The 15,553-nt window shown below is 45.5% G+C and carries 13 protein-coding genes; 12 read left to right on the top strand and 1 reads right to left on the bottom strand.

Features of this window, described 5'->3' with window-relative positions; translation table 11 throughout:
* Nucleotides 1-550: 550 nt before the first annotated feature.
* From argC to argH, 5 genes are all read left to right on the top strand, one after another.
* The gene (gene argC, locus AC5YB3_RS10530; RefSeq protein WP_494527101.1) at nucleotides 551-1,531 is read left to right on the top strand and encodes an N-acetyl-gamma-glutamyl-phosphate reductase; all 981 of its coding nucleotides are present in this window, start codon (nucleotides 551-553) and stop codon (nucleotides 1,529-1,531) included.
* A 31-nt stretch (nucleotides 1,532-1,562) separates the two neighbouring features.
* Nucleotides 1,563-2,345 carry an acetylglutamate kinase gene (argB, locus tag AC5YB3_RS10525; RefSeq protein ID WP_011848138.1) on the top strand — a complete coding sequence of 261 codons (783 nt, stop codon included), beginning with the start codon at nucleotides 1,563-1,565 and terminating at the stop codon, nucleotides 2,343-2,345.
* A 12-nt stretch (nucleotides 2,346-2,357) separates the two neighbouring features.
* Nucleotides 2,358-3,263: an ornithine carbamoyltransferase gene (locus AC5YB3_RS10520; RefSeq protein ID WP_494527100.1), complete on the top strand. Its 906-nt coding sequence runs from the start codon at nucleotides 2,358-2,360 to the stop codon at nucleotides 3,261-3,263.
* A gap of 60 nt (nucleotides 3,264-3,323) precedes the next feature.
* Nucleotides 3,324-4,562 (top strand): argininosuccinate synthase, encoded by a 1,239-nt coding sequence (locus tag AC5YB3_RS10515; RefSeq protein WP_006083550.1) that lies wholly within the window; start codon nucleotides 3,324-3,326, stop codon nucleotides 4,560-4,562.
* A 109-nt stretch (nucleotides 4,563-4,671) separates the two neighbouring features.
* Nucleotides 4,672-6,039, top strand: a complete 1,368-nt coding sequence (gene argH / locus AC5YB3_RS10510) for an argininosuccinate lyase (RefSeq protein ID WP_494527099.1) — start codon at nucleotides 4,672-4,674, stop codon at nucleotides 6,037-6,039.
* A gap of 99 nt (nucleotides 6,040-6,138) precedes the next feature.
* On the opposite strand, the gene AC5YB3_RS10505 is transcribed toward argH, so the two are convergent.
* Nucleotides 6,139-8,673, bottom strand: coding sequence for a penicillin-binding protein 1A (locus AC5YB3_RS10505; RefSeq protein ID WP_494527098.1), 2,535 nt, complete (start codon nucleotides 8,671-8,673; stop codon nucleotides 6,139-6,141).
* A gap of 188 nt (nucleotides 8,674-8,861) precedes the next feature.
* On the opposite strand from AC5YB3_RS10505, the gene AC5YB3_RS10500 reads away from it, so the two are divergent.
* The 7 genes from AC5YB3_RS10500 to aroB all read left to right on the top strand — a co-directional run bounded on the left by AC5YB3_RS10500 (nucleotide 8,862) and on the right by aroB (nucleotide 15,539).
* Nucleotides 8,862-9,941: a pilus assembly protein PilM gene (locus AC5YB3_RS10500; protein ID WP_494527097.1), complete on the top strand. Its 1,080-nt coding sequence runs from the start codon at nucleotides 8,862-8,864 to the stop codon at nucleotides 9,939-9,941.
* Entirely contained in the window at nucleotides 9,929-10,513 is a 585-nt protein-coding gene (locus AC5YB3_RS10495) for a PilN domain-containing protein (RefSeq protein WP_107946263.1), read from the top strand. Before AC5YB3_RS10500 ends, AC5YB3_RS10495 begins: the two co-directional genes overlap by 13 nt.
* Nucleotides 10,510-11,133, top strand: a complete 624-nt coding sequence (locus AC5YB3_RS10490) for a type IV pilus inner membrane component PilO (RefSeq protein ID WP_226060262.1) — start codon at nucleotides 10,510-10,512, stop codon at nucleotides 11,131-11,133. The genes AC5YB3_RS10495 and AC5YB3_RS10490 overlap by 4 nt, the downstream gene beginning before the upstream one ends.
* A complete protein-coding gene (locus AC5YB3_RS10485; protein ID WP_226060261.1) occupies nucleotides 11,133-11,648 on the top strand; it encodes a pilus assembly protein PilP in 516 nt (171 codons plus the stop codon). Before AC5YB3_RS10490 ends, AC5YB3_RS10485 begins: the two co-directional genes overlap by 1 nt.
* A gap of 21 nt (nucleotides 11,649-11,669) precedes the next feature.
* The gene (locus tag AC5YB3_RS10480; protein ID WP_494527096.1) at nucleotides 11,670-13,721 is read left to right on the top strand and encodes a type IV pilus secretin PilQ; all 2,052 of its coding nucleotides are present in this window, start codon (nucleotides 11,670-11,672) and stop codon (nucleotides 13,719-13,721) included.
* 216 nt (nucleotides 13,722-13,937) lie between these two features.
* Complete coding sequence (aroK, locus tag AC5YB3_RS10475; RefSeq protein ID WP_006083542.1) at nucleotides 13,938-14,453, top strand: shikimate kinase AroK; 516 nt, start codon at nucleotides 13,938-13,940, stop codon at nucleotides 14,451-14,453.
* A gap of 9 nt (nucleotides 14,454-14,462) precedes the next feature.
* The gene (gene aroB / locus AC5YB3_RS10470) at nucleotides 14,463-15,539 is read left to right on the top strand and encodes a 3-dehydroquinate synthase (RefSeq protein ID WP_006084509.1); all 1,077 of its coding nucleotides are present in this window, start codon (nucleotides 14,463-14,465) and stop codon (nucleotides 15,537-15,539) included.
* Nucleotides 15,540-15,553 lie beyond the last annotated feature (14 nt).

Below are 15,553 nucleotides of genomic sequence, written 5' to 3'. Positions count from 1 at the left end.
CAATGGTCAACAGAAGAACTTATAACTTATACGACTGGCTTATCTAATATGCAACTAATCGCAATGATCGTTGAGGAATATTCAATATAAATGCGAAGCTACGCAATATTTTGTGATGATTAGCGTAAGTGAATATGAAGTGCATCATTTTAGGCTTTGCAGGCATGTATCTTAGCTGTTAATAAAAAGGACTGATTTTGGCGGAAATTAACCCTAGATAACTGAGTTATTAACGAGTTAGCTGAACGGATGATAGGCGGGCGAGATCTGCATTTCAGTAAGAAATATAAAAATAAATTAAAAATATATATTCACATATATTGCATAAGTAGATCTTTGTGGTAGTCTAGCCTGCAGTTGAGATGAGTCACCCCCTGTCACCTGTAGAGTAAATATCATGATTCAGAGCATTAACCTGACAGTGAATAAAATAACAACCAATTACGATTTCCTGCGACGATAATCTTGTCATCATAGATATGCGCTGTTGCGTGTACGCTATTCATCTATTCTTTAAGTTTCTTTGATTCGGTTAATAAGACAACAACACATGAAAAATATCGCCATTATTGGTGCCAGTGGTTACACAGGCGCACAACTGACCGCTTTAATCCATGCAGAAGCAGAACTGACGATTCAGGGTTTGTATGTTTCTGAAAACAGTTTAGATAAAGGTAAGCCTTTAGCGGATTTGTACCCTAGCTATAGCCATATCGCATTAACGCTGTCGCCATTGTCAGAAGACGCTAAGGCAAAAATCGTTGCCGAAGCCGATGCCGTGGTATTAGCGACTGAGCATTCAGTGAGCTTACATTTAGCCGCTTGGTTTTATAGCCAAGGGTTAGCGGTATTCGATTTAAGCGGTGCTTATCGTTTTAGCGATGTGGCGCAATATCCTAAGTGGTATGGCTTTGAGCATGAATATCCTGAAGTTTTAGCCAAAGCTGTGTACGGACTTGCCGAATGGAATGCTAAAGAAATCGCTGCGACTAAGATGATCGCCGTGCCAGGTTGTTATCCAACCGCATCACTTACAGCGTTAAAACCGCTGGCGAGTTTACTGACATCGGCTTATCCGGTGATCAATGCTGTGAGCGGCGTAACAGGTGCGGGCCGTAAGGCGCAGTTACACACCAGTTTTTGTGAAGTGAGCCTGACACCTTACGGCGTATTAGGCCACAGACATCAACCCGAGATCGCCACTCAGCTTGGTCAAGAAGTAATATTTACCCCGCACCTTGGCAACTTTAAGCGTGGCATTTTAGCGACTATTACCGTGCAGCTAAAACCAGGCACTACGACTGCCGATGTGGCAGCGGCCTATAGCGTATATGACCAGGCGCCATTGGTGACCGTGAAGCACAATCAGTTCCCGAAAGTGGACGATGTGGTGCTGACATCTAACTGCCACTTAGGTTGGAAGTTTGATGAGAATAGCGGTTACTTAGTGGTAGCCAGTGCAATCGATAATTTGATGAAAGGTGCTGCCAGCCAAGCGCTGCAATGCATAAAGATTCATTTTAACCTTTAATTGTTCATCCTTATTTAAGAGAGTCGTCAAGATGTCTACAAACAACTCAGTATTAGTTCTTAAAGTGGGCGGCGCGCTGCTGCAATGTGAAATGGGGATGGCGCGGTTAATGGATACAGCTGCGGCTATGTTAGCCAATGGTCAGCAAGTGTTGATGGTGCATGGCGGCGGCTGTTTAGTGGATGAACAGTTAGCGGCAAACGGCATGGAAACCGTCAAGTTAGAAGGTTTACGGGTGACTCCGCCTGAGCAAATGCCGATTATTGCCGGCGCACTTGCGGGCACTTCGAACAAGATCCTCCAAGGCGCAGCGACTAAAGCAGGGATTGTGAGTGTGGGCATGAGCCTCGCCGATGGCAATACTGTATCGGCAAAGATTAAAGATGAACGTTTAGGCCTAGTGGGTGAAGTGACACCAAAAGATGGCGCTTATCTTAAGTTTATCCTCGCCCAAGGTTGGATGCCGATTTGTAGCTCTATCGCCATGATGGACGATGGCCAAATGCTTAACGTCAATGCTGACCAAGCTGCGACGGCCTTAGCCAAATTAGTGGGCGGCAAGTTAGTGCTGCTGTCGGATGTGTCTGGTGTACTCGATGGTAAAGGCCAGCTCATTCACAGTTTAAATGGCAAGCAGATAGCAGACCTTGTTAAACAAGGTGTGATCGAAAAGGGAATGAAGGTCAAAGTTGAAGCTGCGCTCGAAGTTGCACAGTGGATGGGGCAGGCGGTTCAAGTTGCCTCGTGGCGTGATGCAAGCCAATTAATCGCATTAGCAAAAGGTGAAGCCGTAGGAACACAAATCCAACCATAAGTGGAGTAGGTTATGAAGCATTTACTATCGATAAAAGAGTTAACCCAGCAGCAGTTACTCGATCTGATTGCCTTGGCAAAAACGATCAAAGCCAATCCGGCTGAGTATCGCCACGCGCTGGATGGCAAGAGTGTGGTGATGTTATTTGAAAAGCCCTCGCTCAGAACACGCGTTAGCTTTGATATTGGTATTAATAAGCTCGGTGGCCACTGTTTATACCTAGACCAACAAAATGGTGCGCTAGGTCAACGGGAATCGGTTGCTGACTTTGCTGCTAACCTGTCTTGTTGGGCCGATGCGATTGTAGCGAGAACCTATTCGCACACCACCATAGAACAATTAGCCGAGTTCGGCACAGTGCCCGTGATTAATGCCTTGTCGGATCTTTATCATCCTTGCCAAGCATTAGCCGATTTTTTAACACTGGCCGAGCAGTTTGAGGATGTCAGCAAAGCCAAATTAGCTTATGTTGGTGATGGTAATAATGTCACTAACTCGCTGATGTACTGTGCGGCTATTCTCGGTGCTACCATGACAGTGATCTGCCCAGCGGGTCACTTTCCTGATGGCTACGTAGTGGCAGAAGTGCAAGAGCTTGCTAAGCGATATGGCGGTAAGCTGGTACTGACTTCAGATATCGATGCGATTGAAGGTCACGATGCGATTTATACTGATACTTGGATTTCAATGGGCGATCCAACACCGCTGGCGGATATCAAAGCGAAGTTTGCACCATACCAAGTAAACAAAGCCTTGATGGTGAAAGCGGGTGCTAACTTCTTTATGCATTGTTTGCCTGCTCACCGTGGTGTAGAAGTAACAGATGAAGTGATGGACGGTGCAGGCTCCTTAATTCTGCAACAAGCCGAAAATCGGATGCATGCCCAAAATGCGGTACTGGTAACCTTATTTAGTTAAATTAACCCTGTTTAGCAGCCTGTTTTCTCCTAGGTGAGAAACGAGTCATAGGAATTTAAGATGTCTATCGAGATAAAAAATACTGGCGTGAAAAAAGTGGTTTTAGCCTATTCAGGTGGTCTAGATACCTCGGCCATTATTCCTTGGTTAAAAGAAAACTACGATAACTGTGAAATCATCGCATTCTGTGCCGACGTTGGCCAAGGCGAAGAAGAGCTGGTTGGCTTGACTGAAAAAGCCTTAGCTTCGGGTGCGTCTGAGTGTCATATCGTCGATCTGAAAGAAGAATTCGTTAAAGAATATATCTATCCAACGATTGCGAGCGGTGCTATTTACGAAGGCACTTATTTACTCGGTACGTCAATGGCGCGTCCTATCATTGCCAAAGCACAGGTTGAAGTGGCCCGTAAAGTGGGCGCCGATGCTCTGTGCCACGGTTGTACCGGTAAAGGTAACGACCAAGTGCGTTTCGAAGGTTGTTTCGCTGCATTAGCGCCTGATTTAAAAGTGATTGCACCATGGCGTGAATGGACCATGCAGAGCCGTGAAGATCTACTGGCCTATTTAGCCGAACGTGACATTAAAACGTCAGCGTCAGCGACTAAAATCTATAGCCGTGATGCCAACGCTTTCCATATTTCCCATGAAGGTGGTGAGTTAGAAGATCCATGGAACGAGCCAAGCAAAGGTGTGTGGACTCTGACAGCCGATCCTGAAGATGCCCCGAACAAGCCTGAATATGTGTCGCTAGAAGTAGAACATGGCCGTATCACGAAAGTGAATGGTGAAGCGCTAACGCCTTATGCTGCACTGATGACATTGAACGCGATTGCTGCGCCACACGGTGTGGGTCGTATCGACATCACGGAAAATCGTTTAGTCGGCATGAAGTCTCGTGGCTGTTACGAAACTCCCGGCGGCACTGTGATGTTCGCAGCACTGCGTGCGATTGAAGAGCTGGTACTCGACAAAACTAGCCGTAACTGGCGTGAGCAAGTTGCCGCACAAATGGCGCATTTAGTGTATGACGGCCGTTGGTTCACGCCACTGTGTAAGTCACTGCTGGCAGCATCTGAGTCATTGGCAGAATCAGTTAACGGTGAAGTCGTGGTTAAACTCTACAAAGGTCAAGCGACGGCAGTGAAGAAACGTTCACCTAACAGCTTGTACTCCGAAGCGTTTGCCACCTTCGGTGAAGATCAAGTGTACGATCAAAAACATGCAGAAGGCTTTATCCGCCTGTACTCATTAGCGAGCCGCATCCGCGCACTCAACGCTAATGATGTTAAGTCTAAGTAATAGGTCGTTTAAAAGGGCGCCTAGCGCCCTTTTTTGTTTCTAGGTTTTGATCAAATTTTTTGATTTAGATGAGTCGATTTCAAATCAGCAGTGAGTAAGGGGAGTTAGCATGGCTTTATGGGGTGGAAGGTTTCAGGGCGAAACGAGCGCGCTATTCAAATTATTCAACGATTCGCTACCCGTGGATTATCGCCTGTTCGAACAGGATGTGGTCGGCTCTATCGCTTGGGCTGATGCGATTGCTAGCGTGGGTATTATCACAGCCACTGAATGCAGCGACTTGAAAAAAGCACTCAATGATTTGCTAATGGAAGTGAATGGCGATCCAGCGATTATTCTCGCGTCGGGCGCTGAAGATATTCACAGTTTCGTCGAGTCGGCCTTGATTGCCAAAGTGGGCGATCTCGGTAAGAAATTGCACACCGGCCGTAGCCGTAACGATCAAGTTGCCACCGATTTAAAGCTTTGGTGTCAATCCGAAGGGGCTGCACTACTGGCGCGCCTTCAAAGCTTACATGCTGAATTGCTGGCGTTGGCTGAACGTGAGTTTGATGCGGTAATGCCTGGTTACACTCACTTGCAGCGCGCCCAACCTGTGACGTTTGGCCACTGGTGTTTAGCATATGTGGAAATGTATGAGCGGGATATCAGCCGTTTAGCCGATGCGTTAACCCGCGCTAATACCTGTCCATTAGGTTCAGGCGCCCTTGCTGGCACAGCCTATAAAATGGATCGGCATGCACTGGCTGCTGCACTGAATTTTGCCTCGCCGACACTCAATAGTTTAGATAGTGTGTCAGATAGAGATCACGTGGTAGAACTGTGTTCAACGGCATCGATCAGCATGATGCATTTAAGCCGTATGGCCGAAGATTTGATTTTCTTTAACTCGGGCGAAGCCAACTTTATCTCTCTGAGTGATGAAGTGACCTCGGGTTCATCCCTGATGCCACAGAAGAAAAATCCTGATGCATTAGAGCTTATCCGTGGTAAAACGGGTCGGGTTTATGGCAGTTTAGTGGGTATTCTCACCACCATGAAAGCACTGCCTTTGGCGTATAACAAAGATATGCAGGAAGATAAAGAAGGCCTGTTTGACGTAGTTGATAGCTGGGCAATTTGCCTCGATATGGCGGCGTTGGTGTTATCGGGTCTGAAAGTTAATCGTCCTAATGCGCTGTTAGCTGCGCAGCAAGGTTATGCAAATTCAACTGAGTTGGCCGATTATTTGGTGTCTAAAGGTATGCCTTTCCGTGAGGCGCACCACGTTGTGGGTGAAGTGGTGGTTGCCGCGATAGCGAAGCAAATTCCGCTGGAGGAATTCTCCTTGGCCGAGTTAAAAGCCTTTGCCACCATCATTGAAGATGACGTTTATCCTAACCTCACCATTGAAGCCTGTTTAGCGAAACGCGATGTGCTTGGTGGGACAGCTCTGCCGCAAATTCAACAGGCGATCGCGGCTAAAAAAGCCCGCTAAGGCTAGTTGTTAAATCAACAAGCCAATAAAAAACGCGACTTTAAGTCGCGTTTTTTATTAGGTCATTATCCGTATGGGCAATGACTTTCTATGCGTTGTTTATTGGAATAAGTCGTCAGTTGGCGCATCGATGAAGATGTTATTTTCATCCTGAGTTTCGCTGATGTATTCCTTCGGCTCAGTGCCCGAGATGAAGTATTCGAACGCACTGGTATAGTCGGTTTTGCGCGTGAGTTTACCCGTTGCTAAATCGATCCGTACCGAGACAATGCCTTCTGGTGGAATCGATGTGGTTTCAGGTGTGCCTTGTAAGACACTGTTCATAAACTCGTTCCAACCCGGACCTGCCGTTTTCGCGCCGGCCTCGGCGCCGGTTATCTGATCTTTCTCTGCGCTGGCATTCCATGCAGTTCTGCCCAGTTGTCGACCGTGATCGTCGAAACCGACCCAGAACGTACTGGTGAGCACAGGGCTAAATCCACTGAACCACGTATCGCGAGATTCGTTGGTTGTACCTGTTTTACCCGCAATATCATGGCGTTTAATTAATCTTGCAGCACGCCAAGCCGTACCTTGCCAGCCAGTACCGTGACTCCAATCACCGCCACCCCAGATCACGCTCTTTAACGCTTCGGTGATGAGGAATGCCGTTTGCTCTGAAATGATCTGTGGTGCAAAGCGACCCGTTTGCTCGAAACACTGGGCAACAGGTGCACTCGGTTCAGCACTAGGGTCTCCACTAACACTGAACGCCATAGGATCGCTCGGTGTAACTGGTTGGCTAAGACTTTGGCTAGGCTTACAGGCCAATGTTGGATTCGCTTTTTCAATCACATTACCGTAGGCATCTTCGACGCGATCGATGTAGAAAGGTTCGAGTAAGAAACCGCCGTTAGCAAACACGTTAAATGCCGTGACCACTTGTAATGGCGTTACTGAAGACGAACCTAATGCAATCGACTCGTTATGCGGTAAGTCATTAGGGTCGAAACCAAATTTTATCAATTCAGCAATGGTGGCATCAAGTCCGACATGGCGCATTGCACGCACAGACATCACGTTGATTGATTGCGCTAAGCCCACACGTAAACGGGTTGGGCCGCCATAGATATCAGGCGAGTTTTTAGGGCGCCATGCGGTGCCTTGGCTGATATCGGGTTTATTGATCGGTGCATTGTTGATGAGGGTCGCTAAGGTAAAGCCTTTCTCTAATGCGCCAGCATAGATGAAAGGTTTGATGTTCGAACCTAATTGGCGTTTTGCTTGAGTGACGCGGTTGTATTGGCTTTGGCTAAAGCTATATCCGCCGACTAAAGAACGAATCGCACCATTTCGTGGGTCGAGTGACACAGTCGCGCTGGCAACTTCTGGTACTTGCGATAACTGCAAATATTGGCCGTTATCACGGATCCAAATACGCTCACCAACCTTGAGCATGTCAGAAGCTGACTTAGGTACACTGCCTTGACGTTTATCGGTAATAAATTTACGCGCCCACTTCAAACCATCCCAAGTAATGACTTTAGTCTCGCCCTTGGCGGTCATGACGCTGGCTTGTTGATCTGCAACGCTGATGACGGCTGCGGGTTGCAGTTCTTGAATCGAAGCCACCTTGGACAGTTCAGCCTTGATTTGGGCTTGATCTGGTTTTTCGTCTGTCCACAGTACGGCGGCAGGACCACGGTAGCCATGACGCTCATCATAGGCATAAACGTTATTACGTAATGCTTGCTGAGCTTTCAGTTGTATATCCGATGAAATGGTCGTGTAGACGTTGTAGCCATTGGTATAGGCTTCTTCTTCGCCGTACTTTTGCACCATATAATCCCGAGCCATTTCAGAAATATACGGGGCATAGAGATCAATTTCGGCGCCGTGGTATTTAGCGACCAGCGGTTCTTGTAGTGCGGCTTGGTATTCAGCTTGGCTGATGTAACCCACTTCATTCATCCGCATGAGGACGACATTACGGCGAGCGACGGCACGAGAAGGTGAGGTCACAGGGTTGAGTGTCGAAGGCGCTTTGGGTAAGCCTGCGATCATACTCATTTCTGAGAGTGTAAGGTCTTTAACATCTTTACCGAAATAAACTTGTGCAGCGGCACCAACACCATAGGCGCGTTGGCCTAAGTAAATGCGGTTCACATAGAGTTCTAAAATCTCGTCTTTGGTGAGTAATTCTTCAATGTGATAGGAGATAAAAATCTCCTTCACTTTACGAATAATGGTTTTATCGCGGGTTAAGAAGAAGTTACGCGCAACCTGCATGGTAATGGTACTGGCACCTTGCTTTTTCTCACCTGTGGTCAACATCACTAATGCGGCGCGAAGTACACCTACAGGATCTATACCACCATGCTCGTAAAAACGCGCATCTTCAGTTGCGATAAACGCTTGAAGTAGGGGTTTTGGCACTTCGTCTAACTTCAATGGAATGCGACGCTTCTCACCAAATTGTGAAATAAGTTTGCCGTCACTGCTGTAGATGCGTAAAGGTGTTTGAAGTTGCACATTTTTTAGTGTTGAAACATCCGGCAAATCCGGCAAAACATAAAAGTATGCTGCCACAATGGCGCCTACTCCCAAAAGGGCTAGACTGAATAGTGCTATAACAATACGTTTTAACCACTTCACCAAAATTTATCCTAATGTTCCGTTAAGTGCGACAGTATATAAGGCGTACACCTCTTGGTGAAGTAAAAACGTGAGAAGCTTAAAATAGCGTTTGTAAAATGATGAAACATTCGATACAAGTAAGTATAACAAGTTGATTTTGTGCTAATCTCTTTTACTGAAATATAAATAAAAAAGTGACAATGGATATGCTTTCAAATTTATGGAAGCGTCAGGCTCCGCAGATGGTGGGAATTGACATAGGTTCCCATGAAGTTAAGGCCATTTTGTTGAGCAAGACTGCTGATGGATACAAGATATTGAGTCATGCGGCGGTACCCATTAAAAAGGGGGCCGTTAACGATCATGATATTCGTGATGCTGATGCCGTTGTCGAATGCCTTAGGCAAATAAAACGCAATTTACCTAAATCGGTTAAATATGCGGCGGTGTGTGTTTCAGGCTCTGCTGTGATGACCAAAGTGATCTACATGGATGCTTCGCTGAGCGAGGAAGAAATGGAGGCGCAGATAGAAGTTGAAGCCGACAACCTTATTCCGTATTCACTCGATGAAGTCAGCATAGATTTTGAAACCCTCAGCGTAAATAGTACAGATCCAACCAAGGTAGATGTGTTGTTGAGCGCATGCCGTACTGACAACATTGATGTCAGAGTCGATGCGCTCGATAGCGTAGAGCTTGAGGCCAAAGTTGTTGATGTCGAGGGTTATGCTTTAGGCCGCGCCGCCGAATTGATTCTGGCACAACTACCCGAAGGGGCGAAACATAAGGCCGTCGCTATGGTTGATATCGGCGCGAATATGACCACTTTCTCTGTAGTTGAAGCGGGTGAGACGACTTTTATTCGCGAGCAAGCCTTCGGTGGTGAGCAATTTACTCAGTCAATTTTATCTTTCTATGGCATGTCCTACGATCAAGCTGAGAAAGCAAAAGTTGAAGGCGACCTACCACGAAATTATATGTTTGAAGTCTTGTCACCTTTCCAAACTCAGCTATTACAACAAATAAAACGTACGCTACAAATCTATTGTACTTCGAGCGGTAAAGATAAAGTCGACTATCTCGTATTATGTGGAGGGACATCTAAATTAGAAGGTATGGCTAACTTACTGACTAATGAATTAGGGGTTCACACTATTATTGCCGATCCTTTTCAAGGATGTTTGCACGCCGACGAGTCGATTAAAAGTGTGCTGCAACCTACAATCAGCAAATATATGGTTGCTTGTGGCTTAGCATTGAGGAGTTACGGTCAATGGCGAACATAAACCTACTCCCTTGGCGTGAAGAGGCGAGAGAAAAACAAAAGCGCGATTATATTGGTATTTTAGCTGCGGTATTTTTAGCGTCAGCGGTCTTAGTCTATGTGGCAGTATCTCTATTGGACGTTATGACTGATGAGCAGAAAGCGCGTAATAGTTATTTGCAATCGGAAATTAGCCTGCTCGAAACACAAATTTCTGAGATTAAGAAAATTACCGAGCGTAAGAAAGACATTGAGCGCCGCACCGAAATTATTCTGAATTTACAACAATCCCGTAATTTGCCTACTCATGTGTTGGATGAACTGGTACGAATAGTGCCCCCAGGAATATACCTTTCTAGCTTAGAGAAAAAGGGCAGTTTGTTGCTGATAGAAGGACGTAGCGAATCAAATAATAACGTTGCCAATATGATGCGTAAGGTAAAAACCTCAGAATGGCTAACCGATCCGAATATGCAGTCTATCGTGACCCAAAATGAAGAATTGCGGCAATTACAGCGATTCAGTTTAAGAGTCACGATTAAAGGCGCGAATGTAGGTGAGCCTGAGAAAATGACAAAAGGAGCGAGTAAATGAAACTCGATCTAAGTCAATTCAATGATATCGATTTTGAAAATATTGGTGGCTGGCCCAACCAAGTTAAAACCTTTTTTGCGATCCTATTAGCACTTTGTGTTTTTGCTGCGGGTTATTTTTTGGTCGTTTCAGATTCGGTCGATACCTATACAGCAGAGCAAGATAAGGAAGTACAACTTAGAGATGACTTTAAAAATAAGTATCAACTTGCAGCAAATTTAAAACTCTATCGTGAGCAGTTAGCAACGATGGAAGTGCAATTTGCCGAGTTACTGAAGATGCTACCCTCTGAGAATGAAATGCCTGGTTTGCTAGACGATTTAACCTTCGTAGCGACCGATGCAGGACTTCGAATAAAGAGCTTAGATTGGGAGCCGGAAATTCAGCGGGATTTCTATATTGAGTTCCCCATCAAAATGTCCGTGACGGGCGATTATCATCAGCTAGGTAATATGGTGAGTGGTGTAGCAAAACTGCCGCGTATTGTCAGCCTTCATGATTTTACCATTAAGCGCGATGATGCAGGCAACTTAGCAATGGACATTTTAGCCAAGACCTATCGCTTTAAAGAAGGGGCTGAATTACCGCCTGAAAAGCCTGCTAAGAAGGGGAAGAAATAATGAAATTCTTACCTCTAGTGGTTATGTGTATTTTTTTAACGGGTTGCGTTGGCGATCGCAGTGATTTAGAGCTATTTGTTACTACAACCAAAGCGCAACATGTTGCTCATATCCCGCCCTTGAAAGAGCCGCCGAGATTTGAGCACTTCGCCTATCAAGCTGAGTTAATGCGTAGCCCTTTTGTACCTCCTTCGCGTGAATTAACGGAAGAGGTTGTCGATACCAGCAAAGATTGTTTACAACCGGATTTAAAGCGTCGAAAAGGGCGGTTAGAAACTTATCCTTTAGATAATTTAAAAATGCGCGGCACCTTAAGTGAAGCTGATACGACTTGGGCGTTAGTTGAAACAAATGACGGCAGTGTGTATCGGATGGGAACGGGTGAGTATTTAGGCCTGTTTAATGGACGCATTTCTAAAGTTACTTCACAAAATGTCGAAGTAGTAGAATTAATTCCAGATGGTTCTGGTTGTTGGTCTGAAAGGACAAGCAATTTAGAACTTTCTGGAGAATAACGAGCGAAGGATGAGGAAATAATGAAATCTTCTGCCGCGATAAAAGTCCCGTTAATTTCTTCAGGCTTAATCAAGTCTGTTATAGGGATCGCACTGGTATTTGGAATTTTGCCATCGAGTTTTGCGGCAAATCGATTAATGGATGTGAAATACCACGCCTTGGTTGACCATCAATTGGAGCTAGAGCTGGTCTTTGAAGATGCGGTCACTCCGCCTGCAATAGACTCAAATGCCTCACCCGCAGAGCTAGTGCTGACCTTCGATGATAGTATCTCAGGTTTATCTAAGGATCGTTTATCCATTAATCAGGTTGGGGTGACAGACATCACCACTGAGCAGCAAGATACTCGTCTTAAAGTCATCTTAGGTATGTCCAAAGTGAAACCTTACCAAGGTTCTGTCATGGGCAATTCATATCGACTCACAATTAACGATGAAGTGGCGGGTACTCAAGCCCAAGCTGAAAATCCTTTCGTTAATAGCATTAAAAATATCGATTTCCGTCGTAATGATAATGGTGGCGGTGAGTTATTGGTCTATCTAAATAATCGCTCGGTTGCCGCTAATGTCGAGCAAGTGGGCGCTAAGCTCGAAGTGAAGTTATATAACACAGATATTAATAACGATCTTCTGTATGTTATGGATGTGAAAGATTTCTCCACACCAGTAAAAAGCTTCGAGACCTTTAAAGAAGACTTAACAACGCGCATATTAGTTGATATCGCGGGTGAGTATGAATTCACTTACAAGCAAGAAGATAACCTCTTTAGGCTCTCAATGAATAAAGTCGAGAGGGCCGCCGCCAAGAAAGATGTTAAAAAATACAATGGCCGGACTTTGTCGCTTAACTTCCAAAATATCCCAGTGCGAACTGTGCTGCAGATCATCGCCGACTATAACAACTTTAACTTAGTCACCAGCGATACTGTGGAAGGTAATATCACCTTAAGATTGGACGATGTGCCTTGGGATCAAGCTTTAGAGTTAATTCTGCAAACCAAAGGATTAGATAAGCGTATCGAAGGCAATATTTTAATGGTGGCGCCGAGCGAAGAACTGGCAATTCGTGAAAGCCAAAACCTTAAAAACAAACAAGAGGTTAAAGAGTTAGCACCGCTCTATTCTGAGTACTTGCAAATTAACTACGCTAAAGCGGTCGATATTGCTGAGTTACTGAAAAGCGCGGATTCAAGCTTACTTTCACCACGCGGTTCAGTCGCGGTCGATGAACGTACTAACACAGTGTTAGTGAAAGATACGGCTGAAACGATTGAGAACATTCACCGTTTAGTCGAAGTGCTCGATATCCCCATCCGTCAAGTGTTGATCGAGTCACGTATGGTGACAGTGAAAGATGATGTCTCCGAAGACTTAGGTATTCGTTGGGGCGTCACAGATCAGCAAGGTAGCAAGGGAACCTCTGGCACATTAGAAGGTGCACAGAGTATTGCCAATGGGATTATTCCTACTCCCGATCAGCGTTTGAACGTTAACTTACCCGCGGCAGCCACTAATCCAGCGAGTATTGCCTTCCATGTCGCTAAATTGGCGGACGGCACCATTCTTGATTTGGAATTAAGCGCATTAGAGCAAGAAAACAAAGGTGAAATCATCGCGAGCCCTCGCATCACCACCTCTAACCAAAAGGCGGCTTATATTGAACAAGGTGTCGAGATCCCTTATGTGCAGTCTACTTCGAGTGGTGCAACGTCAGTCACGTTTAAGAAGGCGGTGTTGTCTCTACGGGTTACACCCCAAATTACGCCTGATAACCGAGTCATTTTAGATTTAGAAATCACTCAAGATTCTCAGGGCAAAACCGTTGATACTCCAACGGGTCCCGCAGTTGCCATCGATACTCAACGCATCGGCACCCAAGTGCTCGTTAATAACGGCGAAACCATAGTGCTTGGTGGTATTTATCAGCAAAATCTGATCAGCCGTGTGAGTAAAGTACCAATTCTAGGTGACATTCCTCTGGTAGGTTTCCTGTTTAGGAACACAACAGACAAAAATGAGCGTCAAGAGCTACTTATTTTCGTCACCCCAAAAATAGTCGGTGAGAAGATCTAAGCACTTGCTATGTATCGACTAAAGCCAGCAGTGATTGCTGGCTTTATTATTACTGTTATACAATTCTTTGCATAAATAGCGCACATGGCTTGCCATAGTAGACCCTAAGCTGAGATAATCCTCGGTCAAGTCTCATAAGAGCAAGGTAACATATAGGTCGGCTTGATTTTGAGTCGATATAGGCATACTTTTCAATAAGATTCAGACGTACAAGAAATGGCTGAAAAACGTAATATTTTTCTGGTAGGCCCTATGGGCGCAGGTAAAAGCACAATTGGTCGCCATCTGGCGCAAATGCTGCATTTAGAATTCCACGATTCAGATCAAGAGATTGAGCAACGCACAGGCGCTGATATTGCTTGGGTGTTTGACGTCGAAGGTGAAGAAGGCTTCCGTCGTCGTGAAGCTCAGGTTATTGCTGATTTGTCTGAAAAACAAGGTATCGTCCTTGCCACCGGTGGTGGTTCAGTACAAAGCAAAGATATCCGTAATCATCTGTCTGCTCGTGGCATTGTGGTTTATCTGGAAACCACTATCGACAAACAGGTCGCTCGTACTCAAAGAGACAAGCGACGCCCATTATTGCAAGTGGATGATCCTCGAGAAGTGTTGGAGAATCTTGCAGAGATCCGTAATCCATTGTACGAAGAAATTGCCGATGTGATTGTCAAAACCGATGATCAAAGCGCAAAGATTGTCGCCAATCAGATCATTGAGCAATTAGGTTTTTAGGCAGAATTTATGAAGCAAATTCAGGTTGATTTAGGTGTACGTAGTTATCCCATTTACATTGGCCAGAATTTGATGAGTGATGGCGAGACCTTGTCTCGCTACCTGCTTAAAAAACGTATTCTTATCGTCACCAATGAAACTGTCGCGCCTTTGTATCTTAAACAGATACAAGAGACGATGGCTTCGTTTGGTGAGGTAGAGAGTGTTATCCTCCCCGATGGCGAACAATTCAAAGACTTAGCGCATCTAGATACTATTTTTACTGCATTGCTGCAGCAAAACTATGGTCGAGATTCTGTGCTGGTGGCTTTGGGTGGCGGCGTAATTGGTGATATGACGGGCTTTGCCGCGGCATGTTATCAACGTGGGATCGATTTTATTCAAATTCCGACAACCCTATTGTCGCAGGTGGATTCTTCCGTCGGTGGTAAAACGGCTGTTAACCATCCTCTTGGTAAAAACATGATTGGGGCCTTTTATCAGCCACAAATCGTGCTTATCGATACTTTATGTTTACATACGCTTCCAGCGCGCGAGTTTGCGGCGGGAATGGCGGAAGTCATCAAGTATGGCATCATGTGGGATGCTGATTTTTTTCAATGGCTTGAAGATAATGTAACGGCACTAAAAACCTTAGATGCCCAAGCATTGGTTTATGCTATCTCCCGTTGCTGTGAGATTAAGGCCGATGTAGTTAGCCAAGACGAAACTGAGCAGGGTGTACGTGCTTTATTGAATCTGGGTCATACCTTTGGTCATGCGATTGAAGCCGAAATGGGCTACGGTAATTGGTTGCATGGTGAAGCCGTGTCAGCTGGCACAGTCCTTGCTGCTCAAACAGCTAAGGCACTGGGGCTTATCGATGAGTCAATAGTTTGTCGTATCATACAGTTACTACAAGCTTTTGATCTTCCAGTGAGTGCGCCGGAATCTATGGATTTCGACAGTTTCATTCAACATATGCGACGCGATAAAAAAGTTTTAGGCGGTCAGATTCGACTGGTGCTCCCAACGGCTATAGGCCGTGCGGATGTGTTTAGTCAAGTCACAGAATCTACCCTTGAACAGGTTATTCGCTGCGCATAAATACTGTGTGGTGG

Source organism: Shewanella sp. 1311, from assembly GCF_059338235.1.
Note: the sequence above shows the minus strand (reverse complement) of the source record. Positions and strands in the feature narration are given on the sequence as shown.

Coding starts and splice junctions, on each gene's coding strand:
- argC (WP_494527101.1), top strand. CDS start 551: ATGAAAAATATCGCCATTATTGGTGCCAGTGGTTACACAGGCGCACAA.
- argB (WP_011848138.1), top strand. CDS start 1,563: ATGTCTACAAACAACTCAGTATTAGTTCTTAAAGTGGGCGGCGCGCTG.
- AC5YB3_RS10520 (WP_494527100.1), top strand. CDS start 2,358: ATGAAGCATTTACTATCGATAAAAGAGTTAACCCAGCAGCAGTTACTC.
- AC5YB3_RS10515 (WP_006083550.1), top strand. CDS start 3,324: ATGTCTATCGAGATAAAAAATACTGGCGTGAAAAAAGTGGTTTTAGCC.
- argH (WP_494527099.1), top strand. CDS start 4,672: ATGGCTTTATGGGGTGGAAGGTTTCAGGGCGAAACGAGCGCGCTATTC.
- AC5YB3_RS10500 (WP_494527097.1), top strand. CDS start 8,862: ATGCTTTCAAATTTATGGAAGCGTCAGGCTCCGCAGATGGTGGGAATT.
- AC5YB3_RS10495 (WP_107946263.1), top strand. CDS start 9,929: ATGGCGAACATAAACCTACTCCCTTGGCGTGAAGAGGCGAGAGAAAAA.
- AC5YB3_RS10490 (WP_226060262.1), top strand. CDS start 10,510: ATGAAACTCGATCTAAGTCAATTCAATGATATCGATTTTGAAAATATT.
- AC5YB3_RS10485 (WP_226060261.1), top strand. CDS start 11,133: ATGAAATTCTTACCTCTAGTGGTTATGTGTATTTTTTTAACGGGTTGC.
- AC5YB3_RS10480 (WP_494527096.1), top strand. CDS start 11,670: ATGAAATCTTCTGCCGCGATAAAAGTCCCGTTAATTTCTTCAGGCTTA.
- aroK (WP_006083542.1), top strand. CDS start 13,938: ATGGCTGAAAAACGTAATATTTTTCTGGTAGGCCCTATGGGCGCAGGT.
- aroB (WP_006084509.1), top strand. CDS start 14,463: ATGAAGCAAATTCAGGTTGATTTAGGTGTACGTAGTTATCCCATTTAC.